This window comes from Paraburkholderia sp. BL6669N2 (genome assembly GCF_003387275.1).
Classification (GTDB): Bacteria; Pseudomonadota; Gammaproteobacteria; order Burkholderiales; family Burkholderiaceae; genus Paraburkholderia.
On the sequence record NZ_QUNA01000001.1, the window covers coordinates 3,761,802 to 3,777,278 of the forward strand.

Below are 15,477 nucleotides of genomic sequence, written 5' to 3' on the forward strand. Positions count from 1 at the left end.
TGTCACTGAGGCTCAATGTGCGAGGGCACAGATTCCAGATGTGCCAGCACTCCCTCCAAGCCGAGGGACCCGCTTATGAGCTGGCGGTGTGAAGCGGCTTTCTTTGCCTACTTTCTTTGCCGCGGCAAAGAAAGTAGGTGCCGCCCCGCACAGGGGCAACGCTAATAGACCACAAAGAGATCAAGGCAAGGCCAACGCCTCAAAGAACACCGAGAAGCAACACCCGCCGGACAGGCATAAACAAAACCGGACTTCTATTCCCGACTAGCAATAGCCCGCCGAGCATCGGCGCCCCCAGCGGGAGCTCCACCATCAGCCGTCTGCGAAGACTGATCTCCCCAAACAACGGAGCTATTCACCGCATACAGCCTGCAAGGCGCAGAAGACTGCTTCTGACAATTCGCGACCGCAACCGACATCGGATCATCGCCACCTTCAGCCCAAGACCAAGCCCCCGAGTCAGAAACAGCAAACGCCCGACTAGGAAACTGATGCAAGAAATTCCGATACCCATTACGCCCGGCTTCATCGACAAACGGCACGGCGTCAACAGCATCGACAGCAGCAAACCCACTGGCTTTAGGCGTGGACGGATCCGACACACGATACTGCACGCCAGTCGGCATGCCCACCTGCGCTAGAAAAGCCTCGACAGTCGGCCACCACACATGCACGCCATCACGATCACCGACCAGCCGATGCGCGTCATTCTTGTAGTTGCCGAAATCCACCATCTTCGCGCTCGCGCCGTGCGCGCCATAAGCGGCGTACATGCCTGCCACCAACCGCGCGTTCCAGACCGAATCGTTATCGCCGTACATCCACAGCGACGGCACCTTGGTCTTCTCGCCATACGCGCCAAACGCATGCGTCAGGTTGCCCTGCCAGTCGCTGCAAGCGTCCTGCCGCAAGCCGCCCGAGAAATTGATCAGCGCCCGCACGCCCGGCGCTGCTTGCGTGCCGTACGCCATCGTCGCAAGACCGCCGTGTGAGGTGCCGGCCACGACGATATGCGTCGCGTCCACGTAAGGTTGCTTCGACATGAAGTCGACCGTCGCGGCGACGTCGCCGGCCTGGCCGATGCCGTTTTTCTCGACGTCGCAACCATCCTGCTGATACACGCCGTCCGAGTGACCGAAACCCTGGCGGTTCGGCGCCACGACCACGTAGCCGCGCCGCACGAATTCGCGCGCGAACGGCAGAGGGTCGCTGCGCTCCTGCGTGTGCGGATCGCCGGGAATCTTGCCGTGGTTGAAGACGATCATCGGAAACGGGCCAGCGCCGTCCGGTTTGTAGATCGTCGTTTCGAGAGTGACCGTGCCGGCTGCATCGACCGGTACGCGGATGATCTGTTCGTTGAGACCGGCGGTGGGCAGATAGACGTCGTCGTCGAGCGCGATGCGCGGCACGTGTGCGCGGGTCAACGGTCCCGGCTGGGTGTCCGCGAGCGGGTCGGCGTGCGCGAGTGCGACAGCGCATGTAGCCGCTGCACAGATCACCGCACACTTCGTCAGAACCTTGCTGAACACCATTCACGCACCTGCCTCAAAAACCTGCCCTGAACACCGTGGCGTCTGTCTGTCGAAAGTCGTTGCTGACATTTGCCTTTCGGGCAGGTTTTCGACAAACAAAAACACACTCGCGTACGGAGTGCGCCAGAGGCGCACGCACGCTATTCGAGATCGCACGGGATGAACCCAAACGGCCGACGCGACCCCACGCGCCGATGATGAGCGCCACGGCTGCTGCCCGAAACCGCCGCCGGAACCACACTGTCTGGTGCCCGGCAGGGCTCCCTGCGCATTTTGCGGAGCGGGTATGGACCGGCCCTCGCAACGTGACGTCATGAAGCTACGGCCTCATCCTGGCACGACAATTTTGTTTTGTGCAATCAAGGAGAACCCGCGCCGCAAAATTTGCCGCGTGCTTTTTGGTCGCTGAGCCCGGTCGATGCAGGCCTCACCGGTGTTTGGCGCACCGAAGCAATCAGGCGTGGTGCGGGTCATGTGGCATCTCGCCAACAAAAAAATGGCCCTGCTATCAGGGCCATATGTGAGCGCGGCGTAAGGACGCTGCGGCGTCTTGTAAGGGGCAGAAAGGACTTCATTCGCTGATGTCGCCGTCGACGTAGCGCCAGCGGCCATCATCTCCGCGAACGAAGCGGCTCAGCTCATGCAACCGGTGCGCGCGGCCGCCCACCTTATAACGTGCGACGAATTCGACCGTCGCGTGATCGGCGTCGGTTTCTGCAAACGCCTTGATTTGCAGTCCGAGCCAACGCGGCGCATCGGGTGCGGCCGGGTCCGCGTCGAGATCGGCGGGGCAGGTCTGCGGCGCCCAGGTGGCGCGCAGGTAATCCGTTGAACCTATGACATAGGCGCTATAGCGCGAGCGCATCAGTTCGAGCGCCCGTGGCGCCGTTTCGCCGCCGTCGATATAGCGGCCGCAGCACTGCGCGAAGCGCGGCGCTTTGGCACCGCTGCGCTGGTCGGGCGCGGCGCCGCCGCACGGACAGTCGGATGGTCGTTGCATTGCCAACAGTTGCCTATTCATGAGACGTTCAGCCAAGACCACGCGCGATCAAAATCTTCTGGATGTCGCTGGTGCCTTCGTAGATCTGGCACACGCGCACGTCGCGGTAAATGCGCTCGACCGGGAAGTCGCTCAGGTAGCCGTACCCGCCATGAATCTGCAAAGCGGCCGAACAGATGCGCTCGGCGGCTTCGGACGCGAATAGCTTGGCCATCGCGGCTTCGGTCAGGCACGGTTGACCGGCGTCTTTCAACGACGCGGCGTGCCAGATCAACTGTCGCGCGGCTTCGAGTTGCGTCGCCATGTCGGCGAGGCGGAATTGCACCGCCTGGTGCGAAAACAGCGGGGCGCCAAAACTTTCGCGCTCCTTCGCATAACTCAAGGCCGCTTCGAACGCGGCGCGCGCCATGCCGACGCTTTGCGCGGCAATGCCGATGCGTCCGCCTTCGAGCCCCGACAACGCAATCCGATAGCCTTCGCCTTCCGCGCCGATCAGATTCGCGGCCGGCACGCGGCAGTCCTCGAAAATGATCTGCGCCGTATCCGACGAGTGCTGGCCAAGCTTGTCTTCCACGCGCGCGACAACGTAACCCTTCGTGTCGGTCGGCACAATAAACGCGCTGATGCCGCGCTTGCCCGCCGCTTTATCGGTCACGGCCATCACGATCGCGACGTTGCCGTTCTTGCCGCTCGTGATGAATTGTTTGACCCCGTTCAGCACATACACATCGCCGTCACGTGTGGCAGTGGTGCGCAACGCGGATGCGTCGGAGCCGGCTTGCGGTTCAGTCAGGCAAAACGCACCGAGCATCTCGCCGCGCGCGAGCGGCGTGAGCCAGTCGCGTTTCTGCGCGTCGTTGCCGTAGGTCAGCAGAATGCTGCAGACCGGGCAGTTGTTGACGGAGATAGCCGTCGAGGTGCCGCCGTCGCCGGCGGCGATTTCTTCGAGAATCAGCGCGAGCGCCAGCGCGTCCATGCCGGCGCCGCCGTACGCTTCCGGCACCAGCACGCCATACGCGCCGAGTTCTGCGAGTTGCCGGTGCACGTCCTTTGGAAAAGTACGCTCACGGTCCCACGCCGCGGCATGCGGCGTGATCGCTTCGCGCACGAAGGTGCGCAGCGCGTCGCGGACCATCAAGTGATCCTGATCAAGCACCATGTATGTGTCTCCCATGCGGCACAGCTGCTCACCAGTCGAGCAGCGTGCCGTCGTATTGATAGAAGCGGCCGTTGAACTCTTCATGCGCCGCCGCGGCTTGCGCCAGCACTTCGCGCATGCCGGTGACGCTGCGCGCCGGATCGATCGCCGCCTGCGCACCGCCCATGTCGGTGCGCACCCAGCCCGGATGCAACGAAACGCACACGGCGCGCTTCGCTTCCAGCGACGCGAGTTTCAGTGCGTCGTTCAATGCGGCCTTGCTCGCGCGGTACAGCCATCCGGTCGTGCCGCTCGCGTCGCCGATGCTGCCCATCTTGCTCGAGATCACCGCGAACACGCCGCCGGCCTCTTCGACGAGCGGCAGCAGGATCGGCATCAGTTGCATCGGTCCGCGCACGTTGGTGTGCATGACGTGGTCGAAGTCTTCAGCGGTGATCGTCTCGATGCCTTCCGTGCGCGGGCCGTACACGCCCGACACCAGGATCGCCGCGTCGAGTCGCTCACCGTCGAGCTTCCAGCCGAGCGCGGCGATTTCTTCCGGCGCGCTCACATCGAGTGAAAAAGTTTCGGCGCCGAGTTCGTTCAACGCGTCGAGCGCGGCGCCGTCGCGCGCGGTCGCGAGCACGCGCCAGCCGCTCTTTTTGTACTGCCGTGCAAACTCCTGGCCGATGCCGCGCGACGCACCGACGATCAACACTGTCTTCATGGAATACCTCAGCAAGCCGTCAAAACAGCGCGAAAAAACGCGGGTTAAACCAGTTCGATACCCATCGCCGTCGCTTCACCACCGCCGATACACAGCGTCGCGACGCCGCGCTTGCCGCCGCGCTTCTTCAGCGCGCCGATCAGCGTGACCAGAATCCGCGCGCCCGACGCGCCGATCGGATGGCCGAGCGCACAGGCGCCGCCGTTCACGTTGACCTTCTCGTGCGGCAGATGGTGTTCCTTCATGGCCGCCATCGTCACGACGGCAAAGGCTTCGTTGACCTCATACAGATCGACCTCGTCGGCGCGCCAGCCGTTCTTCTCGAACAGCTTGCGAATCGCGCCGACCGGCGCGGTGGTGAACTTCGCCGGCTCCTGCGCGAACGTCGAGTGACCGACCACGCGGGCAATCGGCTCGACGCCGAGACGCTTCGCGGTCGATTCACGCATCATGACGAGCGCGGCCGCGCCGTCGGAAATCGACGACGAATTCGCTGCCGTCACCGTGCCGGTTTTGCTGAACGCCGGTTTGAGCGTCGGAATTTTTTCGATGTTCGCCTTGAACGGCTGCTCATCACGATCGATGGTGACATCGCCCTTGCGGCTCTCCACCTTCACCGGCGCGATTTCCCAGGCAAACGAACCGTCTTCGTTGGTGCGTTTCGCACGATTGAGCGACTCGACGGCGAACGCGTCCTGCGCCTCGCGCGTGAAGTCGAACGAGCCTGCGCACTCTTCCGCGAAGGTGCCCATCAGTCGGCCTTTTTCGTAGGCGTCTTCGAGGCCGTCGTAGAACATGTGGTCGATCACCTGACCGTGGCCCATGCGCATACCGCCGCGCGCCTTGGGCAGCAGGTACGGCGCATTCGTCATGCTTTCCATGCCGCCCGCGACGATCACATCGACGGAGCCCGCCGCGAGCATGTCGTGCGCGAACATCGCGGCGCGCATGCCGGAGCCGCACATCTTGTTCACCGTGGTGCTGCCGGTGGCGAGCGGCAAGCCGGCGCCGAGCGCGGCCTGACGCGCGGGCGCCTGACCGAGGCCGGCGGGCAGCACGCAGCCCATCACCACTTCGTCGATCTGCTCGGGCTTCAGTCCCGCGCGTTTCACGGCGGCTTCTATCGCTACCGAGCCCAACTGCGGCGCCGTCAGCGCGGCGAAGTCGCCTTGAAATGCCGCCATGGGCGTGCGGGCCACACCCACGATGACGATCGGATCAATCTTTGTCTCACTCATGTTTAAGCTCCTTGATTACGCCTTCAACGATAGCCGGCACGTCGCCGAGCTGAGCCGCATCGGCGGCGACCACGTCGTTCTCTGCCTTGTGCGGGCCACTAGCCGACACCGCCGCTACGCACTTCTGATAGGTGGCATCGAGCGCGCCCGGCTCGCTGACCATCATGCCGAGGTTGCGCACCTTGCCGTCATGCACGCCGTACGCCCAGCCGTGCACCGTCAATTCCTGGCCGCGCGCCCACGCATCGTTGACGATGGTGGTGCGGCATACGTTCATCACCTGTTCGATCGCGTTCAGTTCTACCAGCCGCCGATGGCGTACCTCACCGATCGGCCATTCCTCGATCAGCGCCGCATGTTTGGTGCGCACGTCCTGCACGTGGTGCAGCCAGTTGTCCGCGAGACCCACGCGACGGCCGTGCAGCGCCGCGCCGACGCCCGAGCAACCGTAGTGGCCGACCACCATGATGTGCTTGACCTTTAGCAGATCGACGGCGAACTGGATCACCGAGAGACAGTTCAGATCGGTATGCACGACCACGTTGGCGATGTTTCTGTGCACGAACACTTCGCCCGGCGGCAAGCCGATGATCTGGTTGGCCGGCACGCGCGAATCGGAGCAGCCGATCCATAAATACTCGGGCGTCTGCTGATGTGCGAGGCGCGAGAAATACTCTGGGTCTTCGGACAGCTTGCGGGCGACCCACGCTTCGTTGTTGTCGAACAGATGCGAGAGCGGATTGTCAGGAGTTGAATCGTTCGTGTTCATGGTGCGTCTTGGCGGTTGCTCGACCGATTGACCGGTCGATGTCGTTGCATAAAGTTCGGACGAGGCATCTGAAGATGCGAGCGGCGCGTGAGCTTCACGCCACCCGCACGCTGCGCGCGTCGGCTGTCGCATCTGGCGCGGGCGATGCGAGGCCGGCGGCATCGGCAAAGCGTTCCGGATAGCGGTTGCAGAAGCGCACGCTGTCGTCGTACGGGAAAAAGTCGGGCAGTTCGCCTTTCAATAGATGATCTTTGTGCCGTTGCCATAGCGCAGGATCGAAGAAGTCCGCGTGATGCTGCATGAAGGAACGGCGCACGCGTGGGTCGCCGAGCAGGAATGTGCCGTACGTTTCCGGGAAGATGTCGTGCGGGCCGACCGAGTACCACGGCTCGCCCGACATTTCGTCCTCCTCGTTACGCGGCGCCGGCACCGCGCGCACGTTGCAGTCGGTCAGATATTCGATTTCGTCGTAGTCGTAGAACACCACACGGCCGTGACGCGTCACGCCGAAGTTCTTGTACAGCATGTCGCCTGGAAAGATGTTCGCCTGCATCAGTTCCTTCACCGCATTGCCGTATTCCTTGATCCCGTGCTCGACGTCTTCGTCGTTGCCGTTCTGCAGGAACAGATTGAGCGGCACCATGCGGCGTTCAATATACATATGGCGAATCACCAGGTTGTCGCCGTCGTATTCAAGCAGCGACGGCACTTCCTTCTCGAGCTCGCGCACCAGCGCTTCGTCCAGGCGTGAGCGGGGCAACGCCACGCTCGAATATTCGAGCGTGTCGGCCATGCGGCCCAGCCGGTCATGTCGCTTGACGAGCTGATACTTGCTTTGGATCTGCGCGCGCGTGGTTTCCTTCGGCGGCGGGAAGTTGTCCTTGATCAGCTTGAACACGTACGGAAACGACGGCAGCGTGAACACCAGCATCACGAGTCCCTTGATGCCGGGCGCGATGATGAATTGATCGCTCGAATGCGAGAGGTGATGCAGCAGGTCGCGATAGAACAGATTCTTGCCCTGCTTCTGTAAACCCACCGACGTATAGATTTCCGCCTTCGGCTTGCCCGGCATGATGGTGCCGAGAAATTCGACGTAGGCGGACGGCACTTCCATGTCCACCAGGAAGTATGAATGCGAAAAGCTGAAAATGATCAGTAATTGTTCGCGCTTGAGCAGCACGGTGTCGAGCGCGAGCACGCCCGGCTTCACATGACGCAAGGGCACCGCGAACGGCAGCAGCAAATCGCCGTTGATGATCCGTCCGACGATATACGCCGACTTGTTCCGGTAGAACAGCGACGAGAGCACGTGAATCTGGAAATTGGGCGCTTCGTCGAACGCACCGAACGCGTCGTGGATCGCTTGCATCACGCAGCCGACGTCGCGCGTCAGGTCTTCGAACGACGGTTCCAGCTGGAAGTTCGTGACGATGCGTTCAAGCGTCGCCGCGAGTCCATCTTTGCCGGGATAGTACGCACGGTAAGTCGGCTTCGCGGCCGGCTCGTCGTTCTCGATGTATTCGGTCGAGATGGCCGGTCGCACGAAAATGAAATCGTTGTTGAAGTACGAGCGGTGCAGGATCTTGCAGCATACCGAATTAAAAAACGTTTCCGCGCACTCCGGCTGACGGTGCGTGGTCAACAGGCCGATGTAATGCAGCTTGATCTGCTGCCACACTTCGCTGTCGATTTTTTCCGCGTCGTATTCGTCTTCGAGCAGCTCGACGCATTCATCGACACGCTCGTCGTATGAAGTAATGCGATCGCGGGCGAGCTTCTGCAAACCGTGCCAGTCGCCTTTTTCGAAGAGCGTCTTGGCGTGGATCGCGGCGTCGCGAAAGATCCGGTAATGGCGGTCGAATCCTTCGAGCATGGTCTGCGCGAGGTCAAAACCGATCTGCGACGACAGCAGTTTGGGGAAGTGATTCATGTCGACCGCGCATTCGCCTCATGTCGTGAAGACACCCGTGATTGTATCGTCGGGCGCACCTGCGACGCATCGCGCCGCGATTGTTCAGGCCGGCTTGGCTTCGCGCGTGCCGCCGTCCAGCAGCGCACGCGCCTGGGTTTCGTATTGCGCGAGGTCTTCGAGCGTCGCGTTCAGGTCTTCCAGCTGACGCTCGAGCACTTCGCGATGACGCGCCACCGTGGCGAGGAACGCGTGCAACTGCGGCACCGTGTCGGTCGGTGACTCGTACACGTCCAGCAGATCGCGAATCTCCGAAAGCGTGAAGCCGAGCCGTTTGCCGCGCAAGGTGAGCTTTAGACGCGTGCGGTCGCGGCCCGAATAGACGCGCCGCAGGCCACTCGATCCTTCGCGGCTCGGTGAGAGTAAACCCTGGTCTTCGTAGAAGCGGATCGCGCGGGGCGTGACGTCGAATTCCCGCGCGAGCTCGGTGATCGTGTATTGCGTGTTCATCGGGGCATTCCGTGGCCGGGCAGAAAATCGGATTGAACGATAGAATCGACGTTTACGTTATCGTCAACTTGAGTTGAACGCAACCAGGCGCAGTACGGCGGCGGTACGTCATTCGCACACGGCAACCACGCCGACCGGCATCGCACACCTCGCCATGCCGGACGGCCGACGGAGGAAGACACCCACAATGAATGCACTCGAACATCAACTCGACTACCCGTTCAACGACACCTTGCCGGACGCGGGCCATGCGATGGAAGTCGCGCCAGGTGTGTTCTGGCTGCGCATGCCGCTGCCTTTCGCGCTGGATCACATCAATCTCTGGCTGCTGCGTGACGAGATCGACGGCCAGCGGGGCTGGACGGTGGTCGACTGCGGAATCACCTCGGACACGATCAAGGAGAACTGGGAGAAAGTGTTCGACTCGGTGCTCGACGGCCTGCCGGTGCTGCGTGTGATCGTCACGCATTGCCATCCCGATCACATCGGCCTCGCGCACTGGATTTGCGCCGGCGGCGACAAAAAACGCTGGGACGTGCGGCTATGGATGACGCTCGGCGAATACATGCAGGCCCGCGTCATGGCTGCCGGCGACGGCTCGAATGCGGGCGGCGAGGGCGCGGCACGACACTTCGCGCGACACGGCGTGACCGACGAAGAGTCGCTTGAGAAACTGCGCAATCGCAAGAGCTATTACGCGAGCCTCGTGCCGGCGATTCCGGGGCAGTATCGCCGGTTGCGGGAAGCGGACGGCGTGGAGATTGGTGGCAAGACCTGGCGCGTGGTGACCGGCTTCGGCCATTCGCCCGAACACTGCGCGTTGTTCTGCGAAGAGACCGGCGTGCTGATTTCCGGCGACATGGTGCTGCCGCGCATCTCGACTAACGTGTCGGTGTTCGATATGGAGCCGGAAGGCACGCCGCTCGCGTTATATCTGGAGTCGCTCGGCCGTTACGAAACGATGCCGGAAGACACGCTCGTGCTGCCGTCGCATGGCAAGCCGTTTCGCGGCGTGCGCACGCGCATCCGCCAATTGCGCGAGCATCACGACGCGCGCCTAGCCGAAGTGCGCGAGGCGTGCGCGGAGAAACCGCAGAGCGCCGCGGATATCGTGCCGCTGATGTTCAAGCGGCAACTCGATATCCATCAGATGACGTTTGCGATGGGTGAAGCGCTAGCGCACTTGCATCTGCTGTGGCTTGCCGGTGAGTTGAAGCGTAAGCAGGATGCGGATGGGGTGATTCGGTTTTCGCCGGCGTGATCGAGGTGGTGTGTTGATGGGAGAGGAAAGCCCGCAGGCGGGGGCTTTCAGTGGTCAATGCGGCACTGAAACGTACTATTTGTCATCTTGCGTATCGTCGATTTTGGTGATCTTCCAGACACCATTCTGTTTGCGCAGAAACGCAAGAATGGTTTTCTTCTCTGCGGATCCGAACGTAACGGGAACGAGCGCGACATCGTCAAGCATGATCGCGGGATGCGTTGCAATGTGCGCGAGCCAATCCTGCTCGTCGTAATCCTGTACCTTTGTGAAGTACTCGGCCCTTTCGGCAAACTTGTTTTGCTTATATTCGGCCCTCAGGAAGTCGACGGTCGATCTCGATACGTAGCGATAGACTTCCTTGTCCATGAGAGCATAGCCGCGGTCTTCTGAATCCCGCTTGATGAACCATGTATAGAAAGCCTTGGTACTGGCCTCGGGCGTCGTGGCCTGGCGCATCTGCGCGAGCGCCAGCGGCTGAAAGAAACTGCTGGAAATGGCGAAGAGCGCCGCAATAAGCATGAAGATTTTTCGCATGATGCCGCTCCGTCGTGACGGTAGATTTGATAAGGCGGACGTGCGCTCCGGTCTGCTGGGCCGGGATAAAAACCGTATTGCTGTCTGAAATCGGAAATCCAGATTCGTCCGTCGTACATGGCCATATGACCGTCCGGATGGTTCGCGGTGGCCTGGATCACGACGACATCCCCTTTCTGCGGATTTGCGTCGCTTACCTCATAAAAGCCAGTGCAGATTAACGAAGAGCCATAGTTCCTCGCGGAGTAGATCACCATGAGTGAAGTTCCGCCGCGCTGGATTGCCTCTCGAACGTATCTTGCGCAACGTTGGTGGCTTGAAGATTCCGCATGCCATTGAAGATAGTTGACGGCGGCATTTATATTCCAATAAGACATAAAATAGGTATCCAAATTAAATTTGAATCCTAACGTCGTTCGTTGATGTGGTGCTAAAAAAATGACAAACTTTTAACGTTTCCTGCAATTAATGCCTATTGCAGAAGTCCTTTTCATCGAGATACCCGCAATGCATATCGTATTGCGCGAATTAGTAATCGAGCCTCGGATGCCGGTAAAGCAAAAAGCCCGGTGCTTTCGCAACCGGGCTTTTTTTCGCATGCGGCACGTTCAAACGCGAACGCGATTACTGCACCGACACCGCTCCGAAGTTCTGCCGCCCAAACGGACTCACGTGATACCCACTCACGTTGGTGCGCGCGATCGCCGCAGCAGTCGGATACCCAAGCGGAATCCACAGCGCCTGATCGTGAATGATCTGCTGTGCCTGTTCATACGCCTTCGTGCGCTTAGCCTGATCCGGCGTCGCCTTGCCGTCGGCGATCAGCTTGTCCAGATCCTGGTCGCAGAACCGCGCGAAGTTGATCCCCGACTTCACCGCGTTGCAACTGAATAGCGGCGACAGGTAGTTGTCCGGATCGCCGTTGTCGCCGGCCCAGCCCATGAAGAGCGAATCATGCTGGCCTTGCTTGGCCTGCTTGATCAACTCGCCCCATTCGATCACCTTCACGTCGGCCTTCACGCCGATCTTTGCGAAGTCGGCTTGCAGCAGCTCGGCGCCGGCCTTTGGATTCGGATTCAGCACGCTGCCGTTCGGCCGCACCCAAATAGTCGTTTCAAAGCCGTTCGGGTAACCCGCGTCGGCGAGCAGCTTCTTTGCCTTCGCCGGGTCGTACGGCCACGCCTTCACGGCCTTGTCGTAGCTCCACGTGTTCGGCGGATACGGATTCACGGCCGGCGTCGCCGTATTGTCGAATACGGTCTTCAGATACGTGGTGCGATCGAACGCCATGTTCAGCGCGGCGCGCACCTTCTGGTTGTCGAGCGGCTTCTTCTGCGTGTTCAACGCGACGAACGCCGTCATGAACGCGGGCGTCTGCACGATGGCAAGCGACTTGTCCGTCTTGGCATCAGCGAGGTCCTGCGGCTTCGGCGACAAAGCGATCTGGCATTCGCCCGCCTTCACTTTCTGCGCCCGCACCGTGGCGTCCGGCGTGATCGCGTAGATCAGGCGGTCGATCTTCGGCTTCGGGCCCCAGTACGACGGATTCACGTCGTAGCGAATCACTGCGTCTTTCGTATAGCTCTTCAGTTCGAACGGACCGGTGCCGATCGGCTTCGAATTCAGATCGACCTGCTTGCCGGCCTTGAGCAACTGATCGGCGTATTCAGCCGAATAGATCGAGGCGAAACCCATGGTCAGGATCGAGACGAAGGTCGCGTCGGGCGCGTTCAGTTCGAACTTGACGGTGTTGTCGTCGACCTTGCTGATCGACTTGATGAGCTTCGGCAGACCCATCGACTGCGCATGCGGGAAGCCGCTCGCGCCCGCCACCTTGTGCCACGGATTGCTGTCGTTGAGCATGCGGTCGAACGTGAAGACGACGTCGTCTGCATTCAGCGCGCGCGTGGGCTTGAAGTAATCAGTGGTCTGGAACTGCACGTTCGGGCGCAGATGGAACGTGTAGGTGAGGCCGTCGGGACTCACGTCCCACTTGTCGGCCAGCGCCGGCACCACTTTCTTCGCGGCCTCGTCGTACGAGACCAGCGAGTTGAAGATCACGTCGGCCGACGCGTTGGTCGTGACGAGCGAATTGAACTGCACGACATCGAAGCCGTCGGGGCTCGACTCGGTACAGACGGTCAGCGGTTTGGCGAGCACGAGCGCGGGCGCGGTGAACAGTACGGCGGCTGCGAGCAGTTTGAAGCGCATAGGATCTCCCATAACAAGCGCAGTCAGGCAGTGCGTCTGGTTGTGTGGTTATGTTCCGTTGACGAAGGACGGGCGGCCTTGCGGCGTAGCCGTCATCTTTATTGTGATACGTTTCCGGCGCTGGCGCATGAGTCGGCTGTTGCCGCCGACGCGCGTGGGCCTTCGCGAAAGCTTATCGAAGGGTGGTTGCGGCGACAACAACATAATCCGCATATTCATATGGCGGGTGCGGCCCAGATTTAAGGCGCGCTGTCCTTGCACGCGCTCAGGCCGCCCCAGCGCGCTGCAGCAGGTAAGCGATGCCTTCGATCGCGCGCACGCCGTACCACGACACCATTTCCCCATCGATCAACTCAATGCGCTTGCCGGCCAGGCGCGCGTCGCGTTTCAGCGCGTCGCAATGGACCTGTGTAAAGCGATACGGCTCGCTGGAGAGCAGTATGCGGTCGACCTGGGCGAGCCACGGCGCGGTGTCGAAGTCGAGCGTCGGGTAACGCGCGGCGCCTGCCGCACCGCCTTGCACGTCCGGCAGTGTGTGCCAGTTGACGAGCCGCAGCATCGTCGAGATATAGGTATCGCGCGCTACGGTCATCCAGGGTTCGCGCCAGATCAGATACAGCACGTTTTGCGGAATGAACGCATGCGCCGCCGCGTCGCAAAGCCGGGCTTCGAGCGCTTCGCTCAGGCGCTGCGCTTCCTGCGCACGGTCGAAGATCGCGCCCAGCAGCGTATAGAGCGCCAGATTGTCCCGCGGCGTTCGAGGATGCGTCACGACGATATGCGGCACGAACGCCCGCAACTGCTCGACCGTATCGCGTTCGTTTTCGTCGATATTGACGATCAGATGGGTTGGGCGCAACGCACGAATGGCGTCGAGGTTCACGGCCTTGGTGCCGCCGACCTTGCGCACCGATTGCACCTTGTCGTGCGGATGCACGCAAAAGCCGGTGCGGCCGACAATCTGCTTGTCGAGACCGAGCGCAAAGAGCAGTTCAGTGATGCTCGGCACCAGCGAAACGATGCGCGCCGCGGCGCCCGCTGGATCGTGCGCGACGCCGGGTGCATCGACCGCACGGGGTTGCATGGCTTACTCGGCTTCGGCGGTAACGCGCGGCTTGCGCGGCGCGCGCTCGAACGCGCGGTCGTACAGCCAGCGCGGCAGCACGTGCAGGAGCATGGCCACCACGCGCATCTGCCAGGGAAACACCGCGAACGCCGTTCGACGCTCGATCGCCTGCGCCACCTTGAGCGCGAAACGGTCGGCGTCCATCAGGAACGGCATGGTGTACGGGTTGTGCTCGGTCATGGGCGTGCGGATATAGCCGGGCGCGATCGTCACCACGCCGACATCATGCGGCCGCATTTCGACGCGCAACGCTTCCAGATATTTGAGCGCCGCCGATTTCGACGCGCTGTACGCGCCGGACCCCGGCAAGCCGCGCACACTCGCGACACTGGCGATTCCCACCAGCGTGCCGCGTTTGGCGGCGATCATCGCGGCGGCGAACGGTTCGAAAGTCGCGACCATGCCGAAGTAATTGATATCCATCACTTCACGGAAGGTGCGCAGATCGCCATGACCGGTGACCGCACCGCGGCTGATGCCGGCGTTGGCGATCACGACGTCAGGCAGGCCGTGCCGCGCGATGAACTGTGCAGCCGCATCGGCGAGCGCTTCCGCGTCGCGCACGTCGACGGAATAGATGGAGACAGTGTTTTGCGGATGGGACTTCTGGAAGGCGGCGAGGGCGTCGCCGCGGCGGGCAACGAGGCCGAGAATCGCGCCGCGCCGCGCATATTCGGCGGCGAGCGCGAGGCCTATGCCACTCGAAGCGCCGGTAATGAAAACCTTCAGGGGGGAACTCATTCCGGCGCCTTAGCTTTACATCTTCTTGGCGCGGACCTGGGCGACCAGGTAGTCGAGCACCTGGATCGTGCCCGGCAGGCTGTTGGTCGCGGCCGGGCCGGTTTCATACTTGCCCTGCACGGCGAGCGTCGGCACGCCGTCGATCTTGTAGTCGTCCAGCAGTTTCTTGTCCTTCTGCAGCGCGCTTTGCGTCGAGAACGAGTTGTACGCGTCCATGTACTTCTTCGGATCGACGCCGTTCTTCGCGAGGAACTTGGCCTGATCTTCCGGCGTCAGCAGATAGTCCTTGTTGACGTGGATTTCGTTGAAGACCTTCGGCGTGAGCTGCGTGGCGAGGCCAAGCGCGTCGAGCGCGTGGTACATCTTGGAATGCGGAATGAAGTCGTCGCGGAAGGCGACCGGCACGCGCTTGAACACCACGTCCGGACCTTGCTTCTTCACCCACGCCTCGAGGTACGGGTTGAATTCATTGCAGTGCGGGCAGCCGTACCAGAAGAATTCGGTGACTTCGATCTTGCCGGCCGGCACGTCGGTGGGCTGCGCGCTGGGCAGCACGGTGAAATCCTTGCCCGACACCGGCGCGGTGGGCGATGCCTGTGCCGAGGCGGCAACGAGGCCCAGCGAGAGGAACAGAATGCTCAGCAGTTTCTTCATGTTGTTGACCCAAGTAGGCGTAGAACGGCGGCGCCACGCAAATGCCCGTCACCGTCTTCAAGATTCGGCGTTGAACGGTTTGAACCGTCCGTCGTGCTTGTGACACGCGCCGCACGCCGAT

Annotated in this window: 14 protein-coding genes; 1 reads left to right on the forward strand and 13 read right to left on the reverse strand. The window is 61.6% G+C overall.

Going from position 1 to position 15,477, the window contains the following annotated elements; all coding sequences use genetic code 11:
- Nucleotides 1-254: 254 nt before the first annotated feature.
- From B0G80_RS17125 to B0G80_RS17165, 8 genes are all read right to left on the reverse strand, one after another.
- On the reverse strand, nucleotides 255-1,532 hold the full coding sequence (locus tag B0G80_RS17125) for a dienelactone hydrolase family protein (protein ID WP_116118748.1): 1,278 nt from the start codon (nucleotides 1,530-1,532) through the stop codon (nucleotides 255-257).
- Nucleotides 1,533-2,103: 571 nt separating this feature from the next.
- Nucleotides 2,104-2,553 carry a YchJ family protein gene (locus B0G80_RS17135; protein ID WP_116119713.1) on the reverse strand — a complete coding sequence of 150 codons (450 nt, stop codon included), beginning with the start codon at nucleotides 2,551-2,553 and terminating at the stop codon, nucleotides 2,104-2,106.
- A gap of 7 nt (nucleotides 2,554-2,560) precedes the next feature.
- Nucleotides 2,561-3,691, reverse strand: coding sequence for an acyl-CoA dehydrogenase family protein (locus B0G80_RS17140; protein WP_116118749.1), 1,131 nt, complete (start codon nucleotides 3,689-3,691; stop codon nucleotides 2,561-2,563).
- A 28-nt stretch (nucleotides 3,692-3,719) separates the two neighbouring features.
- Nucleotides 3,720-4,397 carry an SDR family oxidoreductase gene (locus B0G80_RS17145; protein ID WP_116118750.1) on the reverse strand — a complete coding sequence of 226 codons (678 nt, stop codon included), beginning with the start codon at nucleotides 4,395-4,397 and terminating at the stop codon, nucleotides 3,720-3,722.
- Between the two features lie 44 nt (nucleotides 4,398-4,441).
- A complete protein-coding gene (locus B0G80_RS17150) occupies nucleotides 4,442-5,635 on the reverse strand; it encodes an acetyl-CoA C-acetyltransferase (protein WP_116118751.1) in 1,194 nt (397 codons plus the stop codon).
- Nucleotides 5,628-6,404, reverse strand: a complete 777-nt coding sequence (gene can, locus B0G80_RS17155; protein ID WP_116119715.1) for a carbonate dehydratase — start codon at nucleotides 6,402-6,404, stop codon at nucleotides 5,628-5,630. Before can ends, B0G80_RS17150 begins: the two co-directional genes overlap by 8 nt.
- Nucleotides 6,405-6,498: 94 nt before the next feature.
- Complete coding sequence (aceK, locus tag B0G80_RS17160; RefSeq protein ID WP_116118752.1) at nucleotides 6,499-8,337, reverse strand: bifunctional isocitrate dehydrogenase kinase/phosphatase; 1,839 nt, start codon at nucleotides 8,335-8,337, stop codon at nucleotides 6,499-6,501.
- An 84-nt stretch (nucleotides 8,338-8,421) separates the two neighbouring features.
- The gene (locus B0G80_RS17165) at nucleotides 8,422-8,826 is read right to left on the reverse strand and encodes a MerR family DNA-binding transcriptional regulator (RefSeq protein ID WP_116118753.1); all 405 of its coding nucleotides are present in this window, start codon (nucleotides 8,824-8,826) and stop codon (nucleotides 8,422-8,424) included.
- A gap of 187 nt (nucleotides 8,827-9,013) precedes the next feature.
- Here B0G80_RS17165 and B0G80_RS17170 point away from each other — a divergent pair, with 187 nt between their 5' ends.
- A complete protein-coding gene (locus B0G80_RS17170; protein WP_116118754.1) occupies nucleotides 9,014-10,087 on the forward strand; it encodes an MBL fold metallo-hydrolase in 1,074 nt (357 codons plus the stop codon).
- Between the two features lie 75 nt (nucleotides 10,088-10,162).
- On the opposite strand, the gene B0G80_RS17175 is transcribed toward B0G80_RS17170, so the two are convergent.
- The 5 genes from B0G80_RS17175 to B0G80_RS17200 all read right to left on the reverse strand — a co-directional run bounded on the left by B0G80_RS17175 (nucleotide 10,163) and on the right by B0G80_RS17200 (nucleotide 15,356).
- Nucleotides 10,163-10,624, reverse strand: coding sequence for a DUF3828 domain-containing protein (locus B0G80_RS17175; protein WP_116118755.1), 462 nt, complete (start codon nucleotides 10,622-10,624; stop codon nucleotides 10,163-10,165).
- Nucleotides 10,625-11,248: 624 nt separating this feature from the next.
- Nucleotides 11,249-12,835 (reverse strand): ABC transporter substrate-binding protein, encoded by a 1,587-nt coding sequence (locus B0G80_RS17185; RefSeq protein WP_116118756.1) that lies wholly within the window; start codon nucleotides 12,833-12,835, stop codon nucleotides 11,249-11,251.
- A gap of 265 nt (nucleotides 12,836-13,100) precedes the next feature.
- Nucleotides 13,101-13,919: a cobalamin-binding protein gene (locus B0G80_RS17190; RefSeq protein WP_116118757.1), complete on the reverse strand. Its 819-nt coding sequence runs from the start codon at nucleotides 13,917-13,919 to the stop codon at nucleotides 13,101-13,103.
- Nucleotides 13,920-13,922: 3 nt separating this feature from the next.
- The gene (locus B0G80_RS17195; RefSeq protein ID WP_116118758.1) at nucleotides 13,923-14,702 is read right to left on the reverse strand and encodes an SDR family oxidoreductase; all 780 of its coding nucleotides are present in this window, start codon (nucleotides 14,700-14,702) and stop codon (nucleotides 13,923-13,925) included.
- 15 nt (nucleotides 14,703-14,717) lie between these two features.
- Entirely contained in the window at nucleotides 14,718-15,356 is a 639-nt protein-coding gene (locus B0G80_RS17200) for a thiol:disulfide interchange protein DsbA/DsbL (protein WP_116118759.1), read from the reverse strand.
- Nucleotides 15,357-15,477: the final 121 nt, after the last annotated feature.

Coding starts and splice junctions, on each gene's coding strand:
- B0G80_RS17135 (WP_116119713.1), bottom strand. CDS start 2,553: ATGAATAGGCAACTGTTGGCAATGCAACGACCATCCGACTGTCCGTGC.
- B0G80_RS17150 (WP_116118751.1), bottom strand. CDS start 5,635: ATGAGTGAGACAAAGATTGATCCGATCGTCATCGTGGGTGTGGCCCGC.
- B0G80_RS17145 (WP_116118750.1), bottom strand. CDS start 4,397: ATGAAGACAGTGTTGATCGTCGGTGCGTCGCGCGGCATCGGCCAGGAG.
- B0G80_RS17140 (WP_116118749.1), bottom strand. CDS start 3,691: ATGGTGCTTGATCAGGATCACTTGATGGTCCGCGACGCGCTGCGCACC.
- B0G80_RS17175 (WP_116118755.1), bottom strand. CDS start 10,624: ATGCGAAAAATCTTCATGCTTATTGCGGCGCTCTTCGCCATTTCCAGC.
- B0G80_RS17165 (WP_116118753.1), bottom strand. CDS start 8,826: ATGAACACGCAATACACGATCACCGAGCTCGCGCGGGAATTCGACGTC.
- B0G80_RS17195 (WP_116118758.1), bottom strand. CDS start 14,702: ATGAGTTCCCCCCTGAAGGTTTTCATTACCGGCGCTTCGAGTGGCATA.
- can (WP_116119715.1), bottom strand. CDS start 6,404: ATGAACACGAACGATTCAACTCCTGACAATCCGCTCTCGCATCTGTTC.
- B0G80_RS17200 (WP_116118759.1), bottom strand. CDS start 15,356: ATGAAGAAACTGCTGAGCATTCTGTTCCTCTCGCTGGGCCTCGTTGCC.
- B0G80_RS17170 (WP_116118754.1), top strand. CDS start 9,014: ATGAATGCACTCGAACATCAACTCGACTACCCGTTCAACGACACCTTG.
- B0G80_RS17125 (WP_116118748.1), bottom strand. CDS start 1,532: ATGGTGTTCAGCAAGGTTCTGACGAAGTGTGCGGTGATCTGTGCAGCG.
- B0G80_RS17190 (WP_116118757.1), bottom strand. CDS start 13,919: ATGCAACCCCGTGCGGTCGATGCACCCGGCGTCGCGCACGATCCAGCG.
- B0G80_RS17185 (WP_116118756.1), bottom strand. CDS start 12,835: ATGCGCTTCAAACTGCTCGCAGCCGCCGTACTGTTCACCGCGCCCGCG.
- aceK (WP_116118752.1), bottom strand. CDS start 8,337: ATGAATCACTTCCCCAAACTGCTGTCGTCGCAGATCGGTTTTGACCTC.